Origin of the sequence: Pseudarthrobacter raffinosi (assembly GCF_023913835.1) — a bacterium.
In the GTDB taxonomy this organism is placed as follows: Bacteria; Actinomycetota; Actinomycetes; order Actinomycetales; family Micrococcaceae; genus Arthrobacter; species Arthrobacter raffinosi.
In genome coordinates, this window is record NZ_JAMXBG010000005.1 from 183,358 (window position 1) to 209,457 (window position 26,100).

Below are 26,100 nucleotides of genomic sequence, written 5' to 3' on the forward strand. Positions count from 1 at the left end.
CCATGAGCCCCAGCTTCCACGAACTCAGCGCCGGGCAGGATATCGGCAGCCGCACCATCGAGGTCACCCGCACCGACCTGGTCAAGTACGCCGGCGCCTCCGGCGACTTCAACCCCATCCATTGGAACGAAGCCTTCGCCACCGGCGTGGAACTGCCCGGCGTCATCGCCCACGGCATGTTCACCATGGGTGCCGCAGTGCAGCTGGTGACCGACTGGGCAGGCGACCCCGCCGCCGTCGTCGACTTCCAGACCCGTTTCACCAAGCCGGTCCTGGTCACGGACACCACCGGAACCACGGACGCCGGAGCCACCATCGAGGTCAGCGGCGCCATTGGAAAGCTCGACGCCGATGCCGGCACCGCCCGCGTTGACCTCACCGTGGTTGCTGCCGGCCAGAAAGTGCTGATGAAGGCCCAGGCTGTCGTCAGGCTTTCATGATCCTTTGACCGTCAACACAACTGCCTCGGCCGAGGTCACTGCCTGGCGCAATGCCGTGGTGGTTGCCTACGCCGGCAGCGGACTGGCCTTCGCGTCCTGGGTGTCCCGGCTTCCGGCGATCCGCGACGGGCTGGACCTGACCCCCGGCACTGTCGGTTTGCTGCTGCTGTGTATGACGCTGGGATCGTTCATCTCGGTGTCCGCGTCGGGGCTGATCGTGCTCCGCCTGGGTTCCAAACGGACCATCCGCGCCGGCGCCATCATGGTGGGCTGCGGCATGGCCATCACCGGATTTGGCACGTCGGTGCTGGCCACCCCGGGCGCGGTGGCCGTAGGTCTCGCCGTCATCGGATTGGGTTCCGCCAGCTGGAGTACCGCCTCCAACGTCGAGGGCGCCTCGGTGGAACGCGCGGTTGGCCGGCACATCATGCCCAGGCTCCATGGCGCGTTCAGCCTCGGCACCGTCGCAGGTGCAGGCCTTGGCGCGTGGGCCGCAGCCGCCTCCGTCCCGGTGTTTTGGCACCTGGCCGCGGCCGGCGTCGTGGTTGCCGTCTCGGTGACGACGGCGGCAGCCTGGTTCCGTGCGGATGTCACCCCCGTCGCGGGGGAACGGACCTATGTACCGGACAACTTCGAGGACCCGTTCACCGGCCCGATCCCCATTGTCACCGCCGGGGCGCCCGCTGACAGTGCCGGTGTCCCGCTGGACAACAAGCGCAAGATCGCGGAGGCCTGGCGCGACCGGCGCACCCTGCTTCTCGGAGTCATGGTCCTGGGGCTTGCCTTGGCCGAAGGTGCAGCAGGGGACTGGGTGGCACTGGCCCTCGCCGACGGGCACGGCCAGACCGACGCCGCCGGAGCCGCCGGTTACGGGCTCTTCGTGACCTTCATGACCATCGGACGGTTCGCCGGCACTGTGGTCCTGGACCGTTTCGGCCGCGTTCCGGTGATGCGCTGGTGCGCCGCGCTGGCAGTGTCCGGACTCGGACTGTTTGTGTTTGCCCCCGTTCCCTGGCTCGCCTTTGTGGCACTGGCCATCTGGGGACTCGGCGCCTCGCTGGGCTTCCCGGTGGGCATGTCCGCCGCCGCCGACGATCCCGCCAAGGCTGCGGCCCGCGTCTCCGTGGTCTCCACCATCGGCTACGGCGCGTTCCTGTGCGGGCCGCCGCTGTTGGGACTGCTGGCTGAACACGTAGGCATCCTGCACTCGCTGCTGGGCGTGATGGTGATGCTGGTAGCCACGTTCCTGCTCTCACCGGTGGCCCGGAAGATTCCCTAGCTCAGTTTGATGGCGTTTGATTCGGTTTGGTCTTGTTACGCTGGTTTGGTGACCCAGACAATGCTTTCTGCCCTGACCACGGCCGCCGTCGGGGGCCCCGCCGGCAAATATGTTGAGGCCAGCACCGAAGCGGAGATCATCGACGCCGTCCGCGCGGCGGACGTCGCGGGGGAGCAGGTCCTCATTATCGGCGGTGGCTCCAACCTCTTGATTTCCGACGACGGGTTCCCCGGCACCGTGATCAGGATCGCCTCGGAAGGGTTCACCGTCAACGCCGAGGACTCCTGCGGCGGCGTGGCCGTAGTGGTCCAGGCCGGCCACAATTGGGATGCCCTGGTGGAGCACGCCGTGCTGCATGCGTGGTCCGGCATTGAAGCACTTTCCGGCATCCCGGGGGCCACGGGCGCCACGCCCGTGCAGAACGTCGGGGCCTACGGCTCTGACGTGTCCCAGACCATCGCGGCGGTCCGCACCTGGGACCGGACCCGGAACGCGGTCCAGACGTTCACCAACTCCGAGCTGAAGTTCGGCTACCGCGATTCCATCCTGAAACAGACCACCGTCGAGGGCTCACCCCGCTACATCGTGCTGACCGTGGAATTCCAGCTGCCGCTGGGCCGGATGAGCGCGCCTATCCGCTACGCCGAACTGACCCGCTCCCTGGGCGTTGAAGCAGGCAAACGGGCGTACTCCAACGATGTCCGCCGGGAGGTCCTGCGGTTGCGGGGTTCCAAGGGCATGGTGCTGGACCCGGCCGACCGGGACACGTATTCCACCGGCTCCTTCTTCACCAACCCGGTTGTGCCCGTGGACGTGGCGGCAACGCTGCCGGAGTCCGCACCGCAGTACCCCGCGGGGGCGGACGGGCTGGTGAAGCTGTCCGCAGCTTGGCTGATCGACCAGGCCGGATTCGGCAAGGGCTATGGCCTGGAGGAGGGCAGCGCCTCCGGCGGGCGGGCGTCACTGTCCACAAAACACACGCTGGCCATCACCAACCGCGGCTCCGCCAGCGCGAAGGACATGCTGGCCATCGCGCGCGAGGTGCGTGCCGGCGTCGTCGAACGCTTTGGCATTGAACTCCACCCGGAACCGTTGCTCATCGGCCTGACGCTCTAGCGTTCAGCCCGTTGAAGGCATCAGCCTGCTTGCGTGACCGGCGCCAGGCGCCCGTCAACGGTGCCGATCAGCCGGACGTTCGTGGCCATGCCCAGCAGGGCGGCGGCCCAACCGGTCAGCGCCAAATATGGCCCCATAAACAGCCAGACCATAAGGCCCGGAACCGCCGGGTGGGTCGCGGCTGCAAGAATGCAGACCACCAAACCGATCACGGCGGTGGCATGGGCGAGGATCCAGAGCAGCCGGCCGCTGACGGGATAGAGCTTCCAGTCACGGACAATGCGGACCTTGCCGCGGCCCACCCGGATACCGGGAAAAAGCACGACGTACCCTCCGCCCAGCGACAGGAACAGGGAAGGCAAGAGGAGTTCCAGGGGTGCCTCGCCGCCGCCTCCCGGGAATCCCAGGGGCTGGAAACCAATGGCCGGGGCCAGCCCGATGGCCACGCCGGCCAGGACCGATACGGTCCCTGCCACCAGCCATGCCTGTGTTCCGCGCGCGAACAATTGCCACAAACTCCCCAAAGTCATGCTTACACCCTATCGGGCCAGGTCCTACGATGAGGACATGGCAGTGAACCGCGTAAGCCCCAAGGTGCTGGGCAGGTTACGCCTGGCCTCTCAAGGACTGCTTGGCCCCGGACTCGGCTCCGTAGAGGGCGCGGTCCGCTGGATGACGGCCACGCAGGCTCAGGACCTGCAGGCCGCGCTCTGGGCCATCGGCCTCCGCGTTCCGGGCGCAGGTTTGACTGACGTGCGCGCCGCGCTGGACAGCGGAAGGGTGGTCCGGTCCTGGCCGATGCGCGGCACCCTGCACCTGGTGGCTCCCGGGGATCTGCGCTGGATGCTGGACCTCACCACCGAGCGTCTTAGCCGCATCATTGCCGGCCGGCACCGGGAACTGGACATCACCTGGGCGGACATCGAGAAGTGCCGCGACGTTGCCTTGGAGCGGATTGCGGCCGGCGGTCCCGTGAGCCGGACCGAACTCTTCGAGGTGTTTGAGGCGGCCGGGCAGCCCACCACCGGCCAGCGGGGGATCCATATCCTGGGGACGCTGTGCCGGCACGCCTGGCTGGTTCAAGGGCCATTGGCCGGGAACCAGCAGCTGCTGGTGGCGTTCGATGACTGGATCCAGGTTTCGCGGGGCCTTGAGCGTCAGGAAGCGATCGCCGAGTTCATGCTGCGCTACTTCCGCAGCCACGGCCCTGCCACGGTCCGCGACTTCGCCTGGTGGACGCAGATTCCCCTGACCGACGTGCGGGCGGCGTTTGAGCTGGTCAGCGGCCAACTGGTGGAGCTGGAGTTCGCGGGCGTCCACTACTGGATGTCACCGGAGACTGCATCAATGCTCGACGACGGTGTGCCCGGGCAGCGGTCCGTCCTCCTCTTGCCGGGCTTCGACGAGTTTGTGCTGGGCTACATGGACCGGAGCCTTGTGCTGGCCCCTGAGCACGCCAACAAGATCGTCCCGGGCGGCAACGGAGTGTTCAAGAAGACCGTCGTGGCAGGGGGAGAGGTGATCGGCACGTGGGCGCGGGCCGGCACCGGCCGCAGTTCCGCCGTCGTGCCTGAACTCTTTGACGAATCCAAACCGCTTGGACCCGCTGCGCAGGCGGCGTTCAGCAAGGCCGCCGTACAGTGCCTCGCATTCCTGGACAGCTAAGCCAGGCCCCAATCGCCGCCCTGCCGAACACGGGCGGCCCTGCCCCGCAAAAGCGGTGCGGGGCAGCACCGTTCCTGCGGGGCAGGGCCGTTCAAGCGGCGGGTGGCAAGCGGGGAGGCAGCGCAGGATGCCGGAAGAAGCGGATGCGGGTATTGCTGCCGGGGTTGTCCACATAACGTGGCTGCGATCTACCCGGGCCAGCACTCGTCCGAGAACCTTGGACCATGAATGGCGACAAAATCCGTGTGCTCCTGGATGTGCGCTGGCCGGCCTTCCCCGTTGCCTCCACGCAACAGTTGGACGCGGCAGGGCTGGACGAGCGGGTCCTGACGGCGGCAGTCCGCCCCGGAACCATCCTGCGCCTTCGACGCGGAGCTTACGTCCGGAACGCTGACTGGAAGAGAGCGGAGCCGTGGACCAGGGACGCCCTGCGGATCCAGGCGCACTTCCTGTCCACCGGCGGGGCCTGCCGCTACAGCCATATCAGTGCCGCCAGGCTGCACGAGTGTCACGTCTGGGATGCCGGGCCCATGATCCACGTCACCACGGACTACGCCAACTCGACGAATAGTGCCGGCACGGACGTCCGCACCCACCGGATGGACCTGCAACCCGTAGATGTGACAACGCTGTGGAGCATGGGTGGCAAAGAGATTCTGACCACCGGCATTGAACGGACCGTCCTGGACTGCGCCCGTATCCTGCCACTGGAGCAGGCAGCCGTGATCGGCGACCACGCGCTGCGCAAGGGAGCCGGGATCGACAGCATGCGGCAACTTCTGGACGTGGGACCGGTCAAACGCGGGAACCGGCGGGCGCTGGATCTGCTGGCGGCCCTGGATGGGCGGTCGGAATCGGTGGGGGAGACCCGGACCAGGCTGCTGCGATCATTCGATCTGCACATGTTCATTCCGCAGTTCGAGATTCAGACGCCAAGTGGTCAATTCCGGGCAGACTTCGCGGATCCGCTAACCCGCATAGTGATTGAGTTTGATGGCAGCGGCAAATACACCGACTACGGGCCCACGGAGGACGTGCTGCTCGCAGAGCGTCGCCGGGAGAACGCACTGATCGAAGAAGGCTGGCTGGTCCTTCGACTTGAGTGGAAGCACTTGGCGTATCCCGCAGAAGTGCGGCGCCGGAGCCGCGGGAGGTTACAGGTTCCCGGTGGCGATGTTGAGCATGCGGCGCAGCGGCTCGGCGGCGCCCCAGAGCAGCTGGTCGCCCACGGTGAAGGCGCTGATGTACTCCGGGCCCATTTCCATCTTGCGGATGCGGCCCACGGGGATGTCCAGGGTGCCGGACGCAGCCACGGGGGTCAGGCCCGCCATGGAGTCTTCCTTGGTGTTCGGGATGACCTTGGCCCACTCGTTGTCCTCGGCGAGTAGCTTCTCGATCTCGGACACGGAGAGGTCCTCGCGGAGCTTGAGGGTCAGCGCCTGCGAGTGCGAACGCATGGCCCCGATCCGGATGCACAGGCCGTCCATCATGATCCGGTTTTCGTCCGAGGTGCCCAGGATCTTGTTGGTTTCAACCCCGGCCTTCCACTCTTCCTTGGACTGGCCGTTCCCAAGGTCCGCGTCGATCCACGGGATCAGGGAACCGGCCAGCGGCACGCCGAACTGGGTGGCGTCGATGTCGGTGCGCTGGTGGGCGAGGACCTTGCGGTCAATTTCCAGGATGGCCGACGCCGGGTCGTCCAGTTCCGAGCTGACCTCGGCATTGAGTGTGCCGAACTGGCTGAGCAGTTCGCGCATGTGCCGGGCGCCGCCGCCGGAAGCAGCCTGGTATGTCATGGACGTGCCCCATTCAACGAGGCCGTTCTTGAACAGCCCGCCGAGGCCCATGAGCATGCAGGAAACGGTGCAGTTCCCGCCGATGAAGTCCTTGGTCCCGTTGACCAGGCCCTTGTCGATGACGTCGCGGTTGATCGGGTCCAGCACGATGATCGAGTCGTCGTTCATGCGCAGCGTGGAGGCGGCGTCGATCCAGAGGCCGTCCCAGCCGCGGCCACGCAGCTCGGTGTGCACGCGCTTGGTGTAGTCCCCGCCCTGGGCGGTGACAATAATGGGCAGCTTAGCCAGCGTGTCGACGTCGAACGCGTCCTCAAGCTTGCCGGCGGCGCCAGCGGCAGCACCGGCAATCGACGGGGCGGCACCTCCCGCGTTTGACGTGGAGAAGAACACCGGGTTGATGTTGGCGAAGTCGCCCTCGTCCTGCATGCGCTGCATCAGGACGGAGCCGACCATGCCGCGCCATCCGACCAGGCCGACGGAGGGGGTAGCTGCTGTAGTCATTCGTCCAGTTTAGACGCCGGATCGCGCAGGGCGCAGTCGGTTACGTCACCCGCGCGGGGATGCGTACGAGCGGCGTGCGGGGGAAACAGGCGTCAGCTGCGGTTGGTTTCCTCCAGCACCGCGGCTTTGCGGAGTCGCAACGCGTAGAAGGCGCCGAAGGCAAACACCTGCGTCACCACCACCAGCACGATGGCGCCGGGGATCTTGTTGCCGCCCAGGATCATGGTCAGGCCAACGATCGCAGACAGCAGCGCGAGCAGCGGCAGCAGCATGTAGCCCAGCACAAACAGTGTTTCCGGTTTTTTCAACATCTCAGCCCTGCGTCCTAATCCATTTGGTAAACCTGTAGCGCGTTCCGTTGGCCGCCGTCAGCCACCCGTCTGGCGGGACGCACGCCGCCGCCTCCCAGGTCTCATCGAGCTCGGGGGCGAACGTGTCGCCGTCCGCCTCCACGTCGATGGTGGTGACCACCGCGACGTTGGCGAGTTCGGTGGACTGGCGGAAGACTTCCCCGCCGCCCAGGATCCAGACGGTCCCGCCGCCGTCGACGAACTGCGACTCAAGGAGGGCATCATCCAGGGAGGGGACCACGACGGCGCCCTCCGCCTCGGGCGATTCGCCCCAGTTTTTCTGCCGGGTGATCACAATGTTCGTCCGGCCGGGCAGGGGACGGTACTTGTCCGCGAAGGACAGCCACGTCTTGCGCCCCATGATCACGGGGTGCCCCATGGTGAGCCGGTTGAAGTGCTTCAGATCCTCAGGGAGGTGCCAGGGCATGTCGCCGTCCTTGCCGATCACGCCGCCGGACGTCTGCGCCCACACAAGGCCGACGCCGGTCACGGAACCGGCGAGTTCCTGCGTGAAGTCCTGGGGGTCTGCTGCGTTCTCGGTGCTCATACGGCGATCGGGGCTTTGATCGTGGGGTGGTGCTGGTAGCCCACCACTTCGAAGTCCTCGAGCGTGTAGTCGAAGATCGAGGCCGGCTTCCGGGTGATCCTCAGCTGCGGGTATTCATAGGGTTCCCGGTCCAGCTGCTTCAGGACCTGGTCCATGTGGTTCTCGTAGATGTGGACGTCGCCGCCTGTCCATACAAACTCGCCAGGCTCCAGCCCCACCTGCTGCGCAATCATGCACGTGAGCAGGGCGTAGGAGGCGATGTTGAAGGGCACGCCCAGGAACATGTCCGCCGAGCGCTGGTACAGCTGGCAGGACAGTTTGCCGTCGGCCACGTAGAACTGGAAGAACGCGTGGCACGGGGGCAGTGCCATGTCCTTGAGCTCGGAGACGTTCCAGGCAGACACGATGTGCCGGCGCGAGTCCGGGTTGGTCCTGAGGTTCCCCACCAGCTCGGCGATCTGGTCAACATGGCCGCCGTCAGGGGTGGGCCAGCTGCGCCACTGGACGCCGTAGACGGGACCCAGTTCGCCTTCCGCGTCGGCCCACTCGTTCCAGATGCTCACGCCCTGGTCCTGCATCCATTTGACGTTCGATTCACCGCGCAGGAACCACAGCAGCTCCACTGCCACGGACTTGAAATGCACGCGTTTGGTGGTGATCAGCGGGAAGCTCCGGCCAAGGTCAAAGCGCAGTTGACGGCCGAAAACGCTGGTGGTTCCGGTGCCCGTGCGGTCGGATTTGTGCGTGCCATGGGCCAGGACATCGCGCAGGAGGTCTTCATAAGGCGTCGGGATGCTCACGGCTAAAGTCTACCGGGCGAAGCCCCGCCGACCCCGCAAGGGTCCCGCGGCCGGCCCCAGCGTTGGCCGCCGGCCGCGCATCGGATCAGCCCTTCCTCAGTTTGCCGCGGACCAGATCGAGCAGCAGTTCATCGGTGAGCCGGGCGGCGCGCCCGGGCGTGCCGAAAACTCAGTCGTCGAAGGGCTTGAACTGCTCCACTGCCACGATGCGGCGCCTGTTGTCGATGGCCACGTGGCACACCACCAGCTCACCGGGGGACAGGTAAGGGTCGGCGTCCGGCAGGAGCGCGCGCACGCGGCCTGGCATGTGCTTGGCCAGCTGGCCCAGGATGGTGGGCAGTGCGGGACGGTGCGTGCAGACGGCGACGGGCCGTGCCTTCTCCAGGAGCGACTCAATGGCGGCAGCGGTTTTTTTGGGGGTCCGGGCGTGCCGGTGTTCCGTCAGCGATTCCACCAGTTTGACCTTGGCCCCTGTTGCCCTCAGGTATGGCGCCACGGTTGACACGCAGCGCCGCCAGGGACTCGTCACCACGCGCGGCGGCTTCCAGGCCTGCAGCAGCCGGCTGACGGCCTGCGCCTGCCTGATTCCCGTCGCGGCCAGGGGCCGTTCGCCCTCGGCTTTGGACCAGGACGAGCGGGGCTTGGCCTTTGCATGCCGCACCACAATCAGCGGCCATGTGTTGAGGTCACCCCGGCCATGGGCTGCCCGCAGGTACTCCAAGGGAACGACGTCGGTCGGATTGGACAGCAGCCCCGCGGCCGTTTCAGGGGCGCACCACACCACGCGGTCCACCTCCTTGCCGTCGGGAACGAGGCGGGCCCCGTTGACGTGGACCGCCCAATAGTGGACCACCTTCAGTCCAGTCGCCACCCGGTAGTGGATCGGCGGCAGCGGAATGCCCAGGGGCGCATCAAGTCCGATCTCCTCGTGCACCTCACGGGCCGCGCATTCGGGAAGGGTCTCACCGGCGTCGATCTTGCCCTTGGGCCAGGACCAGTCGTCATACCGCGGACGATGGATCAGCAGGACTTCGAGACCTTCGGAGTTGATACGCCAAGGCAGTGCCCCGGCTGCGACGACGGCGATTGCCTCGCCGGGATGTTCTGTTTGGTCTGCTACGAGGATGTCGCCCGCCAACGCCGTAGTCCTACCGACGGCTCAGGCTGCGCTGGCGGGTGCGCGAGGCCAGCAGCCAGGACTGGATGTCGTCGAGGTGGCTGCCGTCGTCGGCAATGTGGTGCCGGTTCCACAGGCCCTGGTTATCCAGATGCCAGCTGGCTGTCTCCGGATCCATGTAGCGGCGCAGCAGGTTAAGGACGTAGCTGATGTCGTCGGGATTGGACAGCTGGACCAGGGCCTCGACCCTGCGGTCCAGGTTCCGGTGCATCATGTCCGCCGAGCCGATGTAAACCACAGGATCGCCGCCGTTGGCAAAGGCGAACACCCGGGAGTGTTCCAGGAATCGGCCCAGCACGGAGCGCACCGTGATGTTGTCGCTGAGGCCCGGAACGCCGGGACGCAGCGAGCAGATGCCGCGCACAACGACGTCCACCATCACGCCGGCCTGGGACGCGCGGTAAAGGGAGTCGATGATGGCTTCATCCACCATGGAGTTGACCTTGATCTGCACCCTTGCGGCCAGCCCGGCCCTGGCGTTGCGGATCTCGGTCTCGATGCGGTCGATCAGCCCGGAGCGGACGGAGCGCGGAGCCACCAGGAGCCGCTTGAACGTTGACTTCGGAGCATAGCCGGAGAGCTGGTTGAACAGTTTGGAAAGGTCCTCGCCTACCTGGTCATTGGCGGTCAGCAGGCCAAGGTCCTCGTAGTAGCGGGCCGTGCGGGGATGGTAGTTGCCGGTGCCGATGTGGCAGTAGCGGCGCAGCCCGTCCACTTCCTGGCGGACCACCAGCGACAGCTTGCAGTGGGTTTTCAGGCCCACGATGCCGTAGACCACATGCACGCCCGCCTGTTCCAGCTTGCGGGCCCAGGAGATGTTGGCCTGCTCGTCGAACCGGGCCTTGATCTCCACGAGGGCCAGCACCTGCTTGCCGGCCTCTGCGGCATCGATCAGGGCGTCAACGATGGGGGAGTCGCCCGAGGTCCGGTACAGGGTCTGCTTGATGGCCTGGACCTTGGGGTCCGCGGCCGCCTGTTCCAGGAACGCCTGCACGGAGGTGGAGAAGGAGTCGTACGGGTGGTGGAGCAGGATGTCGCGGCGGCGCATGGCCGAGAAAACGTTGGCGGCCTTGGACGTCTCGGACTCGTTGAGGAATCGGGACGTGTGCGGCATGTGCTTGGGGTAATGAAGGTCGGCACGGTCAATTCCGGCAATGACGGACAGGCCGCGGAGGTCCAACGGAGCCGGGAGCGAGTACACCTCGGACTCTTCCACTCCGAGCTCACGGATGAGCAGGGCCCGGATGTTCGGGTTGATGTCGTGGGTGACTTCGAGGCGGACGGGAGGGCCGAACCGGCGGCGCAGCAGTTCCTTCTCCAGCGCCTGCAGGAGGTTCTCGGCGTCGTCCTCTTCCACTTCGAGGTCCTCGTTGCGCGTGACGCGGAAGATGTGGTGTTCCAGGACTTCCATGCCGGCGAAGAGCTTGTCCAGGTGGACGGCGATGACTTCCTCAAGCGCGATGAAACGCGCCACGCGTCCCGCCACGGCCCCGGCCCGCGGACCGTCGATGGAGATCAGGCGGGGAAGCTGGTCCGGAACCTTGAGGCGGGCGAACAGTTCCTTGTCGCTCACGGGGTTGCGGACCACGACGGCCAGGTTGAGGGAGAGCCCCGAAATGTAGGGGAACGGGTGTGCCGGGTCCACGGCCAGCGGCGTCAGGATCGGGAAGACCTTTTCGGCGAACATGGCACTGAGCTGCTGCTTGGCGGCGTCATCCAGTTCGTCCCAGTGCATCAGGTGGATGTGCTCATAGGCCAGGGCGGGGCGGATCTGTTCGGCGTAGACCTGGGCATGGCGCTGTTGGAGGCGGTGGGCTTCGTCGCCGATCTTCTCCAGCACCTCCACAGGGCTGAGGCCGGCAGGGGAGGGCACGGCGAGGTTGGTGGCGATGCGCCGCTTCAGGCCGGCCACCCGGACCATAAAGAACTCGTCCAGGTTGGACGCGAAGATGGACAGGAAAGCCACGCGTTCCAGGAGGTGGAGCGAGGGATCTTCGGCGAGTTCCAGGACGCGGGAGTTGAAAGCCAGCCAGCTGAGCTCGCGGTCCAGGAAACGGTCAGGCCGGATGTCCCCTTCGGGCACAAGGTTGGGCGCAAACTCGGGGATGTCGATCCGGTCCTGCGTTGCACGCGAGGCAGGGACTTCGGATGAGCCGAAGCGCGCGCGCACCGGCACTGAAGCGCCCTCGGACGTGACTGTTCCGGCGGGTTCCGGTTTCATGGTCTCTCCTCTTACCTGGCGCTTGATGCTGGCCCTCGGCCGGCGCGGTTCTTTACCAACCTTACAATCAATCAGCGTCCACAAGCCCTAGATTTCGGGCCATCCGAAGTCGTTAGTCACACGAGAGGGATAACTCACCCGGGCGGCACTAAACAGAGGCCAGCGGTCCGTACATCACGTCCATATCCCAGCGTGTGAAGCCCAGGCCCCGGTATAGGGAAACGGCAGCGGTGTTGTCGGCATCCGTGTAGAGCATGACGGCGTGAAGCCCCAGGCCCTGCAGATGCCTGATGCCAGCCACAGTGAGTGCTTTTCCCAGGCCCATACCCTGCGCGGCCGGTGTGACGCCCACCGCGTAGACCTCGCCGATCGCAGGGTGGGCGCCGTGGCGCGGATGCACCTTGGTCCAGTGGAATCCCAGCAACCGGTCCTCGGCGTCCACGGCCAACAGGAAGCCGGCGGGATCAAACCAGTCCTCGGCCATGCGGGCATCCAGGTCCGCGCGGGACATCGAGCCCTGCTCGGGGTGGTGGGCAAATGCGGCGCGGTTCGCAGCCAGCCAGCGGTCCTCGTCCCTGCCCGGCGCAAAGGCGCGGAGCGTGACGCCATCCGGCAGGCCGACGTCGGGCAGTTCTGCCGTGGCGGTGGTCAGCCTCATCTTCCAGAGTTCGCGCACCGGACCGTAGCCGTAGCGGGCGGCGAGGTCCGCGGCTGCCTCGTGGTTGCCGTGGGACCAAGCCTTCAGCCCATCCAGGCCTCGCCCGGACTGAAGTGCGCCGACAAGCCTGTCCGCCACGCCCTGGTTGCGGTAGCTGGGGTGGACGGCAATTTCCAGCACTCCGCTGCCGTCCGGCTCCTCCACAACAACGGCAAACCCGGCCAGGTCCTGGCCGGAGGAGGGATCGGAGTCCTCGTCCGGCGCGTAGAGCGCCAGGGTCAGGAGGGAATGCTCTGCAGAGTCCCCGGCGCGGAGCGTCACCACCGTTTGCTCGGAAAGCGAGGGGTTGCCGTCAGACTCCTCGGCAGCTGCGAGGAGCGCCACGCAGTCCTTCAGCAGCTGTTCTTCCAGACCGCCGTGGATAATAAGGACGGGCCATTTTTCCGGGTGCGCAGGACTCATGAGGCTAGGCTATACGCCCCGGCCGGACGGCGCTCCGATTTGATGGCCCCGGGGCAGGCACGTATAGTCGATATCTCACCCGCCGGTAACGGTGGGAAACGAGGGGGATCCACCAGTGGGGTGGCCTCGATACGTTCGACCCGTATGTCCTCCACAAATACAGCATCACTACGACAGCAACAGCCCCGGACCAGCGGTCCGGGGCTGTTGCTGTCTGAACGGTGTCAGGCTTCCGTCAGTTCGTCTTCCTGCTGCCGCACCAGGGTCAGGCGATAGCCGACGTTCCGGACCGTGCTGATCAGGTTTTCGTGGTCTGCACCGAGTTTGGCACGCAGCCGCCGGACGTGGACATCCACGGTGCGCGTGCCGCCGTAGTAGTCATAGCCCCACACCTCGGTGAGCAGTTGCTGGCGGGTGAAGACGCGGCCGGGGTGCTGGGCCAGGTATTTGAGGAGCTCGAATTCCTTGAACGTCAGGTTCAGCGGGGCGCCGTTGACACGGGCAGTGTAGCTCGCTTCATCGATGACCACGCCTGCCGCCCGGATCTCCGTGGGGGCGTCATCCTTGTCCGGAACTGCCCGCGCCACGGAGAGCCTGATGCGGGCTTCCACTTCGGCGGGACCGGCTGAATCGAGCACGATGTCATCCACGGCCCAGGCCGAAGAAACAGCGGCCATGCCGCCCTCGGTCAGGATCAGGACCAGGGGTGCGCTCAGACCTGTGGCCTTGAGCAGCTGGGTGAGGGAGCGGGCGCCCACCAGGTCCTTGCGGGCGTCGAGGAGCACAATGTCGCAGGGATCGGTCTCCAGCAGGGCTGTGGGTTCCGCGGCGAGGATGTGCACGCGGTGGTTCAGCAATTCCAGGGCAGGCAGAATGTCTACCGAAGAACCGGTGCTGTTCGTCAATAGCAGGATGTGCGACATTGTTCCTCCAAGGGGCGTCCGCGCATCTTCGGGCGACTGAACCGGGTTTTCACCGGCCGGTACTATCTCACTGCAGCGGACTTGGCCGACTAAGTATCTATCCGGCCGGCATCCGTAGCAGGAAGCGTAGCTGAACTCTGAGTATACCCACCGGCCTGCACGACAGCACGGATTCCGCCCCCTCAAACCTTCGTTTTGCGACATATCCGGGTCACATAAGGCAGGATTGAACCGTCGGGCAGAACGCCCTGACACCGAAGGCCGAGCCGCCGGGTCCACAGCCAGAATGGGATGCCACGAATTGAGTGCAGAGTCGAAGCCGAAGCGAACTGGCCGGCCGGGTTTCCGATGACCGCCGACGTGCAGGCCCCGGCAAAGTCACTGGACTCGTGGGTCATCGGTGTTGTCGGAGTGGCGGGACTCGTAGCGATCATCGCCGGCGTCTACATCTCACGTGAGGTACTCATCGGCGTCGCTGTGGCGATCGCTGTGGCAGTAGGCATCGGCTGGCCCCATTTCCTGCGCATCCCCGCGAAAAAGACCCTTGCAGCCGTCATTGCGCTGCCGGGCGTCGGATCGGCGCTCGCTGCCGGTTTTGTCCCCGCCCCGGGTTTCCTGGACTGGACGCCGGCGTTCATGGCGTTGGGAATGATGGCTGTGTTTGTGGTGCAGCTCATCCGAGGCACGGGCCAGGCCCAACGGCTTGAGTCCACGCTGGGCTGCTGCGCCGGGGTACTCCTCTCGTGCCTGGGGGCAGGCTGGATTGCCGGCGCGCGCTTCAACGGCGTGCGGGAGATGCTCCTGGTGGCAGCCATCAGCGCTGCCGTGGCTCTGCTGGCCGGCCTGATCCGCTGGCCGGACAGCATCGTGGCCCCCCTCGGCATTGTGATGGCAGGACTTGCCGGGCCGCTCGCCGGACTGGTCTTTTCCGATATTGCTGTTCTGCCGGCGGCGATCTTCGGTGTTGTGGTGGGCGCCGTGCTGGTCAGCTTCCGCCGACTCGTAACACTCCGCGGCGGTCCGCTGAATCCTTTGGCTGCGGTTAGCATGGGCCTTGCGCCGGTTTCGGCCGTGGGCTCCCTGGCTTACTTCATAGACAAACTACTCATCTACTAACCGGTTAGGATGGCATCATGTCCGTACTTGCATTTGAAATCTTCTTCCTCGTCCTGCTCGGCATCGCCAGCCTGTCCATGGCCTGGTTCGCCGGCTTTGTGGTTTACCGCCTCTTCAAAGGCCAGAAGTAAACCCGTTCAACGAGCTAGCATTTTCCTGAGGTAATTGCCGTGCCGATAGAAATTCCTACAGACCTGACACCGGAACTTGTTCCGCTTTCCTGGCTCATTGGTGAGTGGGAAGGCAGCGGCCGGCTCGGCAGCGGGGACGAGGACTCGGAGCACTTCCTCCAGCATGTCTCCTTCACGCACAACGGCCTGCCGTATCTTCAGTACCGCGCGGAGAGCTGGTTAACCGACGACGACGGCACGCGCCTGCGGCCGCTGACGGTTGAGACCGGTTTTTGGGCGCTGGAGCGCAAACAGCTTGATGCCGACGGCGGACCGGGCCTGATTCCGGCCGATATTGTTCCCGCTCTCAAGAGCGCCGATGAAGTCGAAGCGCTCCGCAATAAAGACGGCGGGTTCGATATCTCGGTGTCCATCTCACATCCCGGCGGGATCTCCGAGCTCTACTACGGGCAGATCAAGGGCCCTCAGATCCAGCTGACCACCGACATGGTGATGCGCGGAAGCCATTCCAAGGACTACAGCGCGGCCACCCGGATCTTCGGACTGGTGGACGGCAACCTGCTCTGGCGCTGGGACGTGGCCACCGGCGGAACATCGCAGCCCGGCAAGGGCCTCGAAGCGCACGCCTCTGCCTTCCTGAAAAAGGTTTCCTGACGCCCTGCCGTGTCACCGGTCATCGGTAGACTTGGCATCCTGGGCTTCACCCACGAGTGAATCAAGGGAGCATCATGGCTACACAGAAGGACTCCACGGATTACAGCGACCTGAAGGCTGTGTTCTTCAACGGCACTCTGAAACGGTCGCCCGAGACCAGCAACACCGAGGGCCTGATCAATGTCAGCCGCCTCATCATGGAGAAACAGGGCGTGAGCACCCGCGTGATCAGGACTGTCGATCACGACATCGCGAGCGGTGTTTACCCGGACATGACCGAGCACGGCTGGCCGTCCGATGAGTGGCCGGAACTGTACCCTGCTGTTGAGGAGGCCGACATTGTGGTGGTGGCCGGTCCCATCTGGCTGGGCGACAACTCCTCCCAGACCAAGAAGCTGATCGAACGGCTTTACGCGCATTCGGGGGAACTCAACCACAAGGGCCAATGGGTGTTTTACCCCAAAGTTGGCGGGTGCCTGATCACCGGCAACGAGGACGGCATCAAGCACTGTTCCATGAACGTGCTGTACAGCCTGCAGCACATCGGCTTCACCATCCCACCCCAGGCCGACGCCGGCTGGATCGGCCCGGTTGGCCCCGGCCCGAGCTATCTTGACGAAGGCTCCGGCGGCCCCGAATCCGACTTCACCAACCGCAACACCACGTTTATGACATGGAACCTGCTGCATTTCGCCCGGATGCTTAAGGACGCCGGCGGGATTCCCGCCTACGGCAATCTTCCTGAAGAATGGAAAGCCGGAACACGCTTCGACTTCGAAAACCCGGAATACCGCTAACGCCGCGGCGCGGTGGTTGACCCACCGGTGGTCGAGCCTGTCAGGACCCGCTGCCCGAGACCGGAATACCCACCGACCTAAGGACGTTCCCCCAGTATGACTACTCCCAGCCCCCTACTGTCGCGCCCCGGCGCCGTCGAGGCCACCGGCGCGGACACCGGCGTCGCATCCCACTACGGTGAGCCGCTGCGTGAGCAGCGCGCCCTCGCGGCCGGTACCGCCGTCGTCGACCTCTCCCACCGCGGCGTGGTGACGGTCAGCGGTCCGGACCGGCTGACCTGGCTGAACACCCTGTCTTCCCAGCAGGTCACAGGCCTGCAGCCGGGGGAGTCAAGTGAGTTGCTGCTGTTGAGTATCCAAGGCCGGATCGAGTTTGACGCCCGTGTAGTGGACGACGGCGGGACCACCTGGCTGATTGTTGAAGCCGCCGAGGCTGCACCGCTGGCTGAGTGGCTGAACAAAATGAAGTTCATGCTGCGCGTCGAGGTCACCGACGTCTCCGCCGACTGGGCAGTTCTCGGGTCCACCAAGACTGTGGAGGAATGGTCCACACTGCTGGCCTGGCGGGATCCGTGGCCGCACGTCGGCGCCGGCGGCTACTCCTACGCTGTGGTTCCGGAGGAAGGGCACCCAGGGCTGGAGCGGCCCTGGATCGAGTACCTCGTCCCGGCCGCAGCACTTGAGGACACTTTGGCAGACCGCCCGCTCGCCGGCGTAATGGCGGCCGAAGCCCTCCGCATCGCTGCGTGGCGCCCCAGGCTGGGCGCCGAAACCGACGACAAAACCATTCCGCACGAACTGGACCTCCTCCGCACCGCCGTGCACCTGTCCAAGGGCTGCTACAAAGGCCAGGAGACCATCGCCCGCGTGCACAACCTGGGCCATCCGCCGCGGCGCCTGGTGTTCCTCCAGTTGGACGGATCGCAGCACACCATGCCCGCGCCCGGCAGCCAGGTCATGCTCGGCGAACGGAAGGTCGGAACAGTGACCTCCGTTGCGCAGCACTACGAAATGGGCCCGGTGGCGTTGGCCGTCATCAAACGGTCCGTCGCACCGGACGAAATGCTGACCGTGCTGGACGGCGACGAGCCTTACATCGCTGCCCAGGAAGTAATTGTTGCTCCCGACGCCGGCCAGGTAGTGGGACGCCAGACTGGATTCCTGAGGGGGACCCGCTCATGACCGAGAACACCGCACCCGACGCCGCTACGCCCGGCGCCGCCAAACCCGAGGCCACGACCGACGACGAAGCGGTGGCGTTGGCGCACCGGCTCTTCCAGGCTGCCCGGGAGGGGGACGCCGGTCTGCTGCGGAGTTATCTCGAGGCCGGAGCGCCCGCCACCATGACCAACACCGCGGGCGATTCGCTTCTGATGCTGGCCGCATACCACGGCCACGCTGAGACGGTACAGCTGATCCTGGAGCACGGCGGAGAGGCCAACACGGCCAACGACCGCGGCCAGACCCCCTTGGCCGGTGCAGCATTCAAGGGGTACACGGACGTGTCCCGCGTGTTGCTCGACGCCGGAGCAGATCCCGACGCCGGCAGCCCCTCCGCCCGGGCTGCCGCGCAGATGTTCGCCCGTACCGACATCCTCGATCTGTTGGGCAACTGAGGCTTGGAAAATGTAGCGCGGCCTTGGCACTGGCCGGCTCGGCGACCGCTTCGGACCCAAGAAGCTCTACCTCTCCGGCCTCGTGGTCTTCACGCTCGCCTCCCTCTGGTGCGGGCTGGCCGGTGACGTCCAGACGCTGATCACGGCCCGGATCTTCCAGGGCCTGGGCGCCGCCATCATGACGCCGCAGACCATGGCGGTGATCACCAGGATCTTCCCGCCGGACCGAAGGGGCGCCGCCATGGGCCTGTGGGGCGCCACCGCGGGCCTGGCAACGCTGGGGGGACCAATCCTGGGCAGCCTGATCGTGGACAGCCTCGGCTGGGAATGGATCTTCTTCATCAACGTGCCGGTCGGCATCGTTGGATTTATCCTCGCCTGGCGGTTCGTCCCCACCCTCAGCACGGACCCCCATAAGTTCGACATCCCGGGCGTGCTGCTCAGCGCCGCCGGGCTGTTCCTCCTGGTGTTCGGCATCCAGGAAGGCGAGACGTACAACTGGGGGACCATCGTTGGCCCCGTCAGCGTCTGGGGTCTCATCATCTCCGGCCTGCTGGTCCTTGGGGCGTTCATACTCTGGCAGCGCTTCAACAAGGGCGAGCCGCTCCTGCCGCTGGGCCTGTTCCGGGACCGCAATTTCTCCTTGGCAAACATCGGCATCACCACCGTTGGCTTCACCTGATGCACCCGGATACCCCCATCCTGCTCTTTCTCCTGCCCAGTGCTGTCCTGGGGTTCGCGAATGCCGGTATCTGGGCGCCCCTGAGCTCCACGGCCACGCGCAATCTGCCCCCGCGTCAGGCCGGGGCAGGTTCCGGGGTCTACAACACCACCCGTCAGATCGGCGCGGTACTGGGCAGCGCGGCCCTCGCCGTGCTCATCCAGGCGCGCCTGGCCGCGGAGCTTCCCGCGCAAGGTTCCGGGTCCGGCGGAATGGAATTCTCCGGACTGTTGCCTGAGGCGCCCCATGAGGGATTCTCGACGGCGATGGGACAGTCCATCCTGCTTCCTGCCGGTGTGATCCTGGTGGGCGCAGCCGTGGCACTGTTCTTCGCCAAGCCCAAGGTAGCAGCGGGCTGGGGCGGTCAGCCGGCGGCTCCGGCCGTAGAGGGTGCCACCCGGGCGTCCTAGGCGGCGTCCCAAAAGTAGGCAGCCGTCCCAGGCGGCGTCAGCCCAGGTGCACGCTGGTCTGGATGCCGCCGGTGGACAGGCCCAGCTGCCGCGCCAGGGCCACGGCGCCGGTGTTGCTGACCTCGGCGCGCCACTGGACGGTGAGGCCCGCCGCGAGGGCCGCGTGGGCGGCGATCGATGCGGCCACCGATCCGAGCCCGCGTCGCCGCCACTCGGGGTCCACCAGGACTCCCATCTGCGCGAGAAGTCCTTCCCATTCCCCGTAGGCGCCGCAGGCCACCGGGAAGCGCCGCCCGTCCACCTCGTGGAGAATCGTGTAGCGGTGCCCAAGTTCTGACAGGTGCACTTCGTTGACGTCGTCCGGCGGGCACAGGCCTTCCAGCTCGATCGCCTCCGGGTTTCCGTGGGACACGGTCAGCTCTTCGGAGGGCTGGCGAAGGGGCAGGTCGTCGGCGAAGAACAATGCCGCGGCGCCGAGGCCGTGGCCTCCGTGGGACCGGGTCAGGGTCAGGAGGGTCACATGCTGGGCCATCTCCTCATCCGGAATTCCGGCGGCGGCGTCAATGACCCATTGGGGTCCCACCAGTGCCGAGCTGCCGAACAGCCTGACGAACTCCACAGTCCCTGCAGCGTCGTCGGCCCTGACCAAACGCTCGCCGGAAGTCAGCGACGCAGCGAAAGCGCCGTCGTCGAGCCCCAAATGCCGGGCCCAAGCGAGCTGGATGATGGCGGCGGAACCGGGGTCAAGAGTCATATCCCCAGCCTACCCAGCACAGGGAAGCGCGAACGGACACTTGAGGCCCCACAGCGGAGGGCCTCAAGTGTCCGTTCGCGCTGATCAGGCTTAGCCGAACAGGACCGCAGCCTCGTCGTAGCGGTTCTGCGGTACGGTCTTCAGCTGGCCCAGGGCCTTGTCGAAGCTCACGTGTACAATGTCGGTGCCCTTGAGGGCCACCATGGTGCCCCAGTAGCCCTCCACCACGGAGTCGATTGCGGCCATGCCCAGGCGGGTGGCGAGCACACGGTCGAACGCGGACGGGACGCCGCCGCGCTGGATGTGCCCCAGGATCGTGGCACGGGTCTCGATGCCGGTGCGGGCTTCGATCTCGGGGGCGAGCTGGTCCGCGATGCCGCCCAGACGGGGCCGGCCGAACGTGTCCAGGCCGCGCTCGGAGTGCGGGGATTCCATGTGGTCCGGAACAAAGCCCTCGGCAACAACAATCAACGGGGCGCGGCCACGGTCATGGGCTTCCTGGACCCATTCGGTGATCTGCTCGATGCTGACCTTCTGCTCGGGGATCAGGATGGCGTGGGCGCCGGCGGCCATGCCGGCGTGCAGGGCAATCCAACCAACGTGGCGGCCCATGACCTCGGCGATCATGCAGCGGTGGTGGGACTCGCCCGTGGTCCGGAGCCGGTCGATGGCCTCGGTGGCGATCTGGACGGCCGTATCAAAACCGAACGTGTAGTCGGTGGCGTCAAGATCGTTGTCCACGGTCTTGGGGACACCCACGATCTTGAGACCGACGTCGGTAAGGCGTTTCGCGGCCGCGAGGGTCCCTTCGCCGCCTATAGCGATGATGGCGTCGATGCCGAGGCGGTCCATGTGGGCCTTGATGACCTCCGGCCCGCCGCCGTTTTCAAAGGGGTTGGTGCGGGAGGTGCCCAGGATGGTGCCACCCTGCTTGGCGATGCCGCGGACCATGCTGCGGGGGATGTCGATGATGTCGCCTTCGACGACACCCCGCCAGCCGTCCAGGAACCCCACGAATTCGTGGCCGTGGATGGCGATGCCCTTGAGGACGGCTCCGCGGATGACAGCGTTCAGTCCGGGGCAGTCGCCGCCGCTGGTAAGAATTCCAATTTTCATGTCTCGGCTCAAATCCTGGTGTGAAGGTTTACAGGCAGAGCGCCACGCTGAGCTCACCTAGATTGTAGTCGGCGGTGTGCGTTACGACACAAACCGGTTACAAAACGCCCCGCTCCATGGGAAGGACCACGGCACGGGTCCTGTCGTCCACGTCCAGCTTGTTGAAGATCCGCAGCAGGTGGGTCTTGACCGTCGCCTCGGCGATATGGAGCGCGGTGGCCACCTCGGGATTGCTCAGATGGCATCAGGCGATTGCCGCTGCCCGGGGATGAGGGAAGTGTTCATGCTTCCAGCGTTGCAGTCCCGGGGTGCCGGTCAACAGGCCCGGCCGGTTGAATCTGTTGTCCGCCGGCCGGTGGACAAGGACAGGAGAAAGGCCCCCGCTCCTGGAAGGAACTCTCCGGGGAGCGGGGGCCTTGCGGTTCTGACCTGAGGTCAGCTGATGGAGCGGCGGTCCAGGAATTTCTGCAGCGGGATGGAGTTCTGCTGGTCAGGAAGGACCAGCCACGCTGCGATGTAGAGGACGACGGCGGGGCCGGGGAGGAGGCAGAAGACCAGGAAAGCGATCCGGACGAATGCCACATCCACGTTGAGCTTTGCTGCAATGCCGCCGCACACACCTCCCAGCCAGCGTTGGGGTCCACGTTTCAGGCCGAAGCCCCTGACGATGCTGAAGAACTTGTCCATGGTTCAAGACTTCCCTGTTGTGGGTTCATTGTCACGCTTTCGGGCCGAAAGCAGCCCGCCGATCACCAGCGCGGCGCCGGCGCCGATCATAAGGCCGATCAGTACGTAGGTGCCGTTCAGGGTTACCACGCCCAACTGGGCGATGATGATCAGGGCGGCCAGCGCCATCACGATCAGGCCCCAGACTATCGTGCCCACCCGTGTGGGTGAGGGTCCGGCCGCGTCGGTGTGCACCGTCGTCGGGGTTTGCGGGGTAGACGAATCCGGTGCCGGATCGAAGCTGCTCATGTCAGTTTCCTTCCTGGATGGTGACGTTGCTGAGGGTGCCGTCGATCCGGATGATCAGGTGGCCGCCTGGCTTGTCGGTGTTGTAGCTGGTTTCCTGGGAGGTAATGCCGCCCCGGTGGTTGGTGCCTTCGTTGAGGTTCCCCAGCGTCATGTCTGCCCTCACGTCCACGGGAATGTTGCTGGGGAGGATCACGGTGACGTTGCTCGCCGTGATGTCCAGGGGAACCACGACTTCTGAGTCCAGCGGGGCTTGCGCGCCCAATTGGGTGAGGTCAACGGTTCCCCTGCCGCCGGTGACGCTGAAGCCATCGGCCGCCTGCTGCTGGCTCGTCGGTGCCCAGTCGACCTGGGTGAAGCGGACCCTGTCGCCGTTGCCCACAACGTTGAAGATGCTGCCAATCACCAGGGCAACAACGGCGAAGAATCCGAGGATTCCGGACGTCCTGCCGCGCAGGCCCGCGACCAGGATGCCCAGGCCCAGGACGGCTGCACCGCTGGCCCAGACGATCGCGTTGGCGGCGTCGCCGAGGTTGATCACGTTGCCGGCGTCCAGGGCTTTGAGCCCGCCACCCACCAGGAGCGCTGTTCCGGCTGTAATGGCTACTGCCGGGGCGCCGGGGCCGGACGGGCGGACCTTGGGTGCGCGTGCCGGGCCCTGTGGAGGCTGGTAGCCGCCGTAGGCACCGCCGTCGCTGCCGCCCCCGCCGTAGCTGCCGCCGCCGTAGCTGCCCCCACCGTAAGGCGGGTTGACGCTCGACGGCGGGACCGGAAGGTAAGGCGCGCTGCCGGTCGCGCCGGACGTGCTCGACGTGCGGGCAGAGGCGGAATCCGTGGCCGCAAACGGCGAGGCATAGGGGGCGGTGGGGTCGGCCGAGTAACCGGAGTTTGCGCCGGCCGGCTGCGGTGCGGCGTTCATGGGAGCTCCATTCCGGGCCTTGTTGCGTTGGGTCAGGTAGTAGATGAAGTAGATGGCGCCGCCCACCCAGAAGACGGTCCAGAGGAATCCGCCGAAGCCGTTGCGGCTCCAGCCCCAGAATCCGCCGCCCAGCCCGGTGAGCCCCACCACAGTGGTGATCAGGGCGCCTGTCATGCCGCTGGACCAGCGGCCGGCGCCGGCTTCCTGGACGTGGATGCGCCCGTCGGGTTCGGGAAGGACTGCCCAGGCCAGGCCGTAGAGCAGGACGCCGATTCCGGCGAAGAGGGTGAGGACAATGAAGATGCCGCGGACAATCAGCGGATCGATGCCCATCCGGTGCGCGATGCCGCTGGAGACACCGCCGATCCACCGGTCGCGTCCGCGCTGGATACCGTGGCTCCGGACCCAGGTGAAGAAGTCACCGGACTGCCCCGGCGCTTTGGCGCTGGAGTACGGGCCGGAATACGGGCCGGCATGCGGGCTTGCGTACGGGCCGGCATAGGGACCGGCGGTCGGGGGTGTGTCCTGCGAAGCAGCCGGGGGTGGCAGCAGGGGTTCGGTCGGCTGGTCCGGGTCGCTTGGGGGGAGCGGTTCGGTGGGCTGGCCGTCATCGGGGGTGGGGGTCTGGGAGTTCATACTTCGATCCTGCCGTCCGGGGCGGCGCAGCTCTACTGGGGAACACCCTGACTCGCCCCTGAGTTACCCCCGGTTCAGGCCGGAATCGGGTCCGGGGAACCCTGATCCGTGCTTGGATTGACACATGACCACCGCCCTCACCCGCCCACCGCTTGTCCGCAGCAGCGACCGCGTCATCGCGGGCGTCTGTGCCGGCCTCGCGGCGCATCTGGGCTGGCCGGTGAAAAGCGTGCGGATCGGCATGGCACTCGCGACGCTCGCCGGTGGCGCCGGGTTGGCCTTCTATGCGTGGCTGTGGATCATGGTCCCCACCGCCGACGAAAGTGCCCGGCGCAATGCCAGGCGTCCGGCGTCGCCCATTGCCCCGGCCGTCAGCCTTGACCCGGCATTCAGCGCCGGGCCGCACTCGGCGGCGCCGTCGCAGGGCTCGCCCGCGGCCGCTCCCTGGTGGGGAAATCCCGACGCCGGTGCTTTCGCCCCGGGGGGTGTTTCCGGCGGGCCCGCTGCCGGCTACGGTTCGAGCTACGGGGCCCCCGTGCGGCCGCCGTGGTTCCGGGTCCGCAGCATGCGTTATGGCAAGGAGATTCTGCTGGGCGCCGGACTCCTCCTCGTGGCGGGCATCATGATTGCCCGGCTCCTGGGCGTGGACGTGCCCCTGGAGACCCTTATCCCCGCGGCTGCCGTGCTGGGCGGTGCAGCCATCGCCTGGATGCAGCTCGACGAAACCCGCCGCGCGGGGCTCGTGGACAAAACCAAGGCCGATCAGGCAGGCGGCTGGGCGCGCCTGGCCGCCGGTCTGGCGCTGGTGGTTGCCGGCGTGCTGGTGATGGTGTCCGGTTCCGGATCCTGGGAACAGACCTGGCTGGCGCTGCTGGCGTCGGTGTCGGTGCTGGGCGGCGTGGTGCTGGTACTTCTTCCGTGGGCCCTCAAATTCTGGCGGGACCTGGAAACTGAGCGGGCGGGCCGTATCCGTGAAACGGAGCGGGCCGAGATCGCTGCCCACCTGCACGATTCCGTCCTCCAGACCCTCGCCCTGATCCAGCGGCGGGCGGGAAACGAGCACGACGTTGTCCGGCTCGCCCGGGCGCAGGAACGTGAGCTCAGGAGCTGGCTGTTCCAGGACCCGGGTAAGGAGGCGGGCCAGCTTTCGGACCGCATCAAGGCCGTGGGTGCCGAAGTGGAAGACTCGCTCGGCAACGCTGTGGAGGTGGTGAGCGTCGGGGACACAGCCATGACCGAATCCCATGAAGCCCTGGTCCAGGCCAGCCGTGAGGCGATGCTCAATGCCTCCCGGCACGGCGGCGGGACCGTCTCTGTCTACCTCGAAGTTTCCGATGGTCGGACGGAAATCTTCATCAAGGACTGGGGGCCGGGCTTCGACCTGCAGGAGGTGCCCGAAGACCGTCTCGGTGTCCGCGAATCGATCATCGGACGCATGAAACGCCACGGCGGGTCCGCCTCCATCACCAGCACGCCCAACGGCACTGAGGTGCGGCTGGGAATGCCGGCACTCCAACCGGAAAACGCGGAAGGGAAATCATGAACAACGTACAGGGGACCGGCATACAGGGGACCGGGCCCATCCGCCCCGCAACGCCGGTCAGGGTGGTCATCGTGGACGATCACGCCATCTTCCGCTCGGGACTCAAGGCCGACCTCTCTGAGAGCATCCAAGTAGTGGGGGAAGCGGCAACGGTTGAGCAGGCCATCGCGGTGATCGCGCAGGAGCGTCCGGAGGTGGTGCTCCTGGACGTGCACCTGCCCGGTGGTCTGGGTGGCGGCGGCCGGGAAGTCATCGCGGGTTCCGCGTCGCTCCTGGCCACCACCAAGTTCCTGGCCCTGAGCGTCTCCGACGCCGCCGAGGACGTGGTGTCAGTCATCCGCGCCGGTGCCCGGGGGTATGTCACCAAGACGATTTCCGGGGCCGAGATCACCGACGCCGTGTTCCGAGTCGCCGGTGGCGACGCTGTGTTCTCGCCCCGGCTGGCCGGCTTCGTGCTGGACGCCTTCGGCACCGCTCCGGCCGATATTGCCGACGACGAGCTGGACAGGCTGTCTGCCCGCGAGCTTGAAGTGATGCGTCTGATCGCCCGGGGCTACAGCTACAAGGAGGTGGCCAAGGAGCTGTTCATCAGCATCAAAACCGTGGAAACCCACGTCTCAGCGGTGCTGCGCAAACTCCAGCTCTCCAGCCGACACGAGCTGACCAAGTGGGCCGCCGAACGCCGCCTCCTCTAGCCCACCCCGGACGCTCTCTCACATAAAGTGCCTTTTTCCCCAACGCTCTCTCACTTGATGCGGCTTAAGCGCAAACGCTCTATCA

At 66.2% G+C, this 26,100-nt stretch carries 26 protein-coding genes and 1 pseudogene; 12 read left to right on the forward strand and 15 right to left on the reverse strand.

Features of this window, described 5'->3' with window-relative positions:
• The first annotated feature begins 2 nt into the window (after positions 1-2).
• The 3 genes from NG697_RS07110 to NG697_RS07120 are packed head-to-tail and all read left to right on the forward strand — an operon-like array spanning position 3 to position 2,835.
• Entirely contained in the window at positions 3-440 is a 438-nt protein-coding gene (locus NG697_RS07110) for a MaoC family dehydratase (protein ID WP_058931677.1), read from the forward strand.
• A gap of 4 nt (positions 441-444) precedes the next feature.
• Positions 445-1,719, forward strand: coding sequence for an MFS transporter (locus tag NG697_RS07115; RefSeq protein WP_252598438.1), 1,275 nt, complete (start codon positions 445-447; stop codon positions 1,717-1,719).
• A 48-nt stretch (positions 1,720-1,767) separates the two neighbouring features.
• Complete coding sequence (locus tag NG697_RS07120) at positions 1,768-2,835, forward strand: UDP-N-acetylmuramate dehydrogenase (RefSeq protein ID WP_252598436.1); 1,068 nt, start codon at positions 1,768-1,770, stop codon at positions 2,833-2,835.
• A 20-nt stretch (positions 2,836-2,855) separates the two neighbouring features.
• Here NG697_RS07120 and NG697_RS07125 read toward each other — a convergent pair whose 3' ends face one another.
• Complete coding sequence (locus tag NG697_RS07125; protein WP_252608557.1) at positions 2,856-3,365, reverse strand: hypothetical protein; 510 nt, start codon at positions 3,363-3,365, stop codon at positions 2,856-2,858.
• A 37-nt stretch (positions 3,366-3,402) separates the two neighbouring features.
• On the opposite strand from NG697_RS07125, the gene NG697_RS07130 reads away from it, so the two are divergent.
• On the forward strand, positions 3,403-4,500 hold the full coding sequence (locus NG697_RS07130; RefSeq protein ID WP_252598662.1) for a winged helix DNA-binding domain-containing protein: 1,098 nt from the start codon (positions 3,403-3,405) through the stop codon (positions 4,498-4,500).
• A 1,154-nt stretch (positions 4,501-5,654) separates the two neighbouring features.
• Here the strand turns inward: NG697_RS07130 and asd are convergent.
• The 8 genes from asd to NG697_RS07170 form a co-directional block, all read right to left on the reverse strand.
• Positions 5,655-6,797, reverse strand: coding sequence for an aspartate-semialdehyde dehydrogenase (gene asd, locus NG697_RS07135; protein WP_252598433.1), 1,143 nt, complete (start codon positions 6,795-6,797; stop codon positions 5,655-5,657).
• 92 nt (positions 6,798-6,889) lie between these two features.
• Complete coding sequence (locus NG697_RS07140; RefSeq protein ID WP_252598432.1) at positions 6,890-7,108, reverse strand: NF038396 family protein; 219 nt, start codon at positions 7,106-7,108, stop codon at positions 6,890-6,892.
• 1 nt (position 7,109) lies between these two features.
• Positions 7,110-7,694: a dihydrofolate reductase gene (locus NG697_RS07145; RefSeq protein WP_252613900.1), complete on the reverse strand. Its 585-nt coding sequence runs from the start codon at positions 7,692-7,694 to the stop codon at positions 7,110-7,112.
• A complete protein-coding gene (locus NG697_RS07150) occupies positions 7,691-8,494 on the reverse strand; it encodes a thymidylate synthase (protein ID WP_252598429.1) in 804 nt (267 codons plus the stop codon). Before NG697_RS07150 ends, NG697_RS07145 begins: the two co-directional genes overlap by 4 nt.
• Positions 8,495-8,663: 169 nt before the next feature.
• On the reverse strand, positions 8,664-9,632 hold the full coding sequence (locus NG697_RS07155) for an NUDIX hydrolase (protein WP_252598428.1): 969 nt from the start codon (positions 9,630-9,632) through the stop codon (positions 8,664-8,666).
• Between the two features lie 10 nt (positions 9,633-9,642).
• Positions 9,643-11,892, reverse strand: coding sequence for an RNA degradosome polyphosphate kinase (locus NG697_RS07160; protein WP_252608559.1), 2,250 nt, complete (start codon positions 11,890-11,892; stop codon positions 9,643-9,645).
• A gap of 148 nt (positions 11,893-12,040) precedes the next feature.
• Positions 12,041-13,012: a mycothiol synthase gene (mshD, locus tag NG697_RS07165; protein WP_252598425.1), complete on the reverse strand. Its 972-nt coding sequence runs from the start codon at positions 13,010-13,012 to the stop codon at positions 12,041-12,043.
• Between the two features lie 224 nt (positions 13,013-13,236).
• Positions 13,237-13,935, reverse strand: a complete 699-nt coding sequence (locus NG697_RS07170) for a winged helix-turn-helix transcriptional regulator (RefSeq protein ID WP_056344481.1) — start codon at positions 13,933-13,935, stop codon at positions 13,237-13,239.
• A 348-nt stretch (positions 13,936-14,283) separates the two neighbouring features.
• Here NG697_RS07170 and NG697_RS07175 point away from each other — a divergent pair, with 348 nt between their 5' ends.
• The 6 genes and pseudogenes from NG697_RS07175 to NG697_RS07200 form a co-directional block, all read left to right on the forward strand.
• A complete protein-coding gene (locus tag NG697_RS07175; RefSeq protein WP_252598661.1) occupies positions 14,284-15,051 on the forward strand; it encodes a permease in 768 nt (255 codons plus the stop codon).
• A 170-nt stretch (positions 15,052-15,221) separates the two neighbouring features.
• A complete protein-coding gene (locus NG697_RS07180; protein ID WP_056344475.1) occupies positions 15,222-15,836 on the forward strand; it encodes a nitrobindin family protein in 615 nt (204 codons plus the stop codon).
• Between the two features lie 74 nt (positions 15,837-15,910).
• The gene (locus NG697_RS07185; RefSeq protein ID WP_141141233.1) at positions 15,911-16,633 is read left to right on the forward strand and encodes a flavodoxin family protein; all 723 of its coding nucleotides are present in this window, start codon (positions 15,911-15,913) and stop codon (positions 16,631-16,633) included.
• A gap of 96 nt (positions 16,634-16,729) precedes the next feature.
• Positions 16,730-17,815 (forward strand): CAF17-like 4Fe-4S cluster assembly/insertion protein YgfZ, encoded by a 1,086-nt coding sequence (ygfZ, locus tag NG697_RS07190; protein ID WP_252613902.1) that lies wholly within the window; start codon positions 16,730-16,732, stop codon positions 17,813-17,815.
• A complete protein-coding gene (locus NG697_RS07195) occupies positions 17,812-18,249 on the forward strand; it encodes an ankyrin repeat domain-containing protein (protein WP_252613903.1) in 438 nt (145 codons plus the stop codon). The genes ygfZ and NG697_RS07195 overlap by 4 nt, the downstream gene beginning before the upstream one ends.
• A gap of 28 nt (positions 18,250-18,277) precedes the next feature.
• Positions 18,278-19,380, forward strand: a pseudogene (locus NG697_RS07200) (MFS transporter); the annotation flags it as partial.
• 37 nt (positions 19,381-19,417) lie between these two features.
• Here NG697_RS07200 and NG697_RS07205 read toward each other — a convergent pair.
• The 6 genes from NG697_RS07205 to NG697_RS07230 all read right to left on the reverse strand — a co-directional run bounded on the left by NG697_RS07205 (position 19,418) and on the right by NG697_RS07230 (position 23,777).
• Positions 19,418-20,134 carry a GNAT family N-acetyltransferase gene (locus NG697_RS07205; protein ID WP_252598421.1) on the reverse strand — a complete coding sequence of 239 codons (717 nt, stop codon included), beginning with the start codon at positions 20,132-20,134 and terminating at the stop codon, positions 19,418-19,420.
• A 90-nt stretch (positions 20,135-20,224) separates the two neighbouring features.
• Positions 20,225-21,250, reverse strand: a complete 1,026-nt coding sequence (locus NG697_RS07210) for an ATP-dependent 6-phosphofructokinase (RefSeq protein ID WP_252569560.1) — start codon at positions 21,248-21,250, stop codon at positions 20,225-20,227.
• A gap of 97 nt (positions 21,251-21,347) precedes the next feature.
• Positions 21,348-21,488 carry a response regulator transcription factor gene (locus NG697_RS07215; protein ID WP_308293080.1) on the reverse strand — a complete coding sequence of 47 codons (141 nt, stop codon included), beginning with the start codon at positions 21,486-21,488 and terminating at the stop codon, positions 21,348-21,350.
• Positions 21,489-21,685: 197 nt separating this feature from the next.
• Complete coding sequence (locus tag NG697_RS07220) at positions 21,686-21,937, reverse strand: PspC domain-containing protein (protein ID WP_056344450.1); 252 nt, start codon at positions 21,935-21,937, stop codon at positions 21,686-21,688.
• 3 nt (positions 21,938-21,940) lie between these two features.
• Complete coding sequence (locus tag NG697_RS07225; RefSeq protein WP_252569547.1) at positions 21,941-22,225, reverse strand: hypothetical protein; 285 nt, start codon at positions 22,223-22,225, stop codon at positions 21,941-21,943.
• A 1-nt stretch (position 22,226) separates the two neighbouring features.
• A complete protein-coding gene (locus NG697_RS07230) occupies positions 22,227-23,777 on the reverse strand; it encodes a PspC domain-containing protein (RefSeq protein ID WP_252608562.1) in 1,551 nt (516 codons plus the stop codon).
• 124 nt (positions 23,778-23,901) lie between these two features.
• On the opposite strand from NG697_RS07230, the gene NG697_RS07235 reads away from it, so the two are divergent.
• Together NG697_RS07235 and NG697_RS07240 are read left to right on the forward strand one after the other, a co-directional pair.
• On the forward strand, positions 23,902-25,320 hold the full coding sequence (locus NG697_RS07235; RefSeq protein WP_252613905.1) for an ATP-binding protein: 1,419 nt from the start codon (positions 23,902-23,904) through the stop codon (positions 25,318-25,320).
• Positions 25,317-26,015, forward strand: coding sequence for a LuxR C-terminal-related transcriptional regulator (locus NG697_RS07240; protein ID WP_210412321.1), 699 nt, complete (start codon positions 25,317-25,319; stop codon positions 26,013-26,015). Before NG697_RS07235 ends, NG697_RS07240 begins: the two co-directional genes overlap by 4 nt.
• Positions 26,016-26,100 lie beyond the last annotated feature (85 nt).

Coding starts and splice junctions, on each gene's coding strand:
- NG697_RS07110 (WP_058931677.1), top strand. CDS start 3: ATGAGCCCCAGCTTCCACGAACTCAGCGCCGGGCAGGATATCGGCAGC.
- NG697_RS07125 (WP_252608557.1), bottom strand. CDS start 3,365: ATGACTTTGGGGAGTTTGTGGCAATTGTTCGCGCGCGGAACACAGGCA.
- NG697_RS07130 (WP_252598662.1), top strand. CDS start 3,403: ATGGCAGTGAACCGCGTAAGCCCCAAGGTGCTGGGCAGGTTACGCCTG.
- asd (WP_252598433.1), bottom strand. CDS start 6,797: ATGACTACAGCAGCTACCCCCTCCGTCGGCCTGGTCGGATGGCGCGGC.
- NG697_RS07140 (WP_252598432.1), bottom strand. CDS start 7,108: ATGTTGAAAAAACCGGAAACACTGTTTGTGCTGGGCTACATGCTGCTG.
- NG697_RS07145 (WP_252613900.1), bottom strand. CDS start 7,694: ATGAGCACCGAGAACGCAGCAGACCCCCAGGACTTCACGCAGGAACTC.
- NG697_RS07160 (WP_252608559.1), bottom strand. CDS start 11,892: ATGAAACCGGAACCCGCCGGAACAGTCACGTCCGAGGGCGCTTCAGTG.
- mshD (WP_252598425.1), bottom strand. CDS start 13,012: ATGAGTCCTGCGCACCCGGAAAAATGGCCCGTCCTTATTATCCACGGC.
- NG697_RS07170 (WP_056344481.1), bottom strand. CDS start 13,935: ATGTCGCACATCCTGCTATTGACGAACAGCACCGGTTCTTCGGTAGAC.
- NG697_RS07175 (WP_252598661.1), top strand. CDS start 14,284: ATGACCGCCGACGTGCAGGCCCCGGCAAAGTCACTGGACTCGTGGGTC.
- NG697_RS07185 (WP_141141233.1), top strand. CDS start 15,911: ATGGCTACACAGAAGGACTCCACGGATTACAGCGACCTGAAGGCTGTG.
- ygfZ (WP_252613902.1), top strand. CDS start 16,730: ATGACTACTCCCAGCCCCCTACTGTCGCGCCCCGGCGCCGTCGAGGCC.
- NG697_RS07195 (WP_252613903.1), top strand. CDS start 17,812: ATGACCGAGAACACCGCACCCGACGCCGCTACGCCCGGCGCCGCCAAA.
- NG697_RS07205 (WP_252598421.1), bottom strand. CDS start 20,134: ATGACTCTTGACCCCGGTTCCGCCGCCATCATCCAGCTCGCTTGGGCC.
- NG697_RS07210 (WP_252569560.1), bottom strand. CDS start 21,250: ATGAAAATTGGAATTCTTACCAGCGGCGGCGACTGCCCCGGACTGAAC.
- NG697_RS07220 (WP_056344450.1), bottom strand. CDS start 21,937: ATGGACAAGTTCTTCAGCATCGTCAGGGGCTTCGGCCTGAAACGTGGA.
- NG697_RS07225 (WP_252569547.1), bottom strand. CDS start 22,225: ATGAGCAGCTTCGATCCGGCACCGGATTCGTCTACCCCGCAAACCCCG.
- NG697_RS07230 (WP_252608562.1), bottom strand. CDS start 23,777: ATGAACTCCCAGACCCCCACCCCCGATGACGGCCAGCCCACCGAACCG.
- NG697_RS07235 (WP_252613905.1), top strand. CDS start 23,902: ATGACCACCGCCCTCACCCGCCCACCGCTTGTCCGCAGCAGCGACCGC.
- NG697_RS07240 (WP_210412321.1), top strand. CDS start 25,317: ATGAACAACGTACAGGGGACCGGCATACAGGGGACCGGGCCCATCCGC.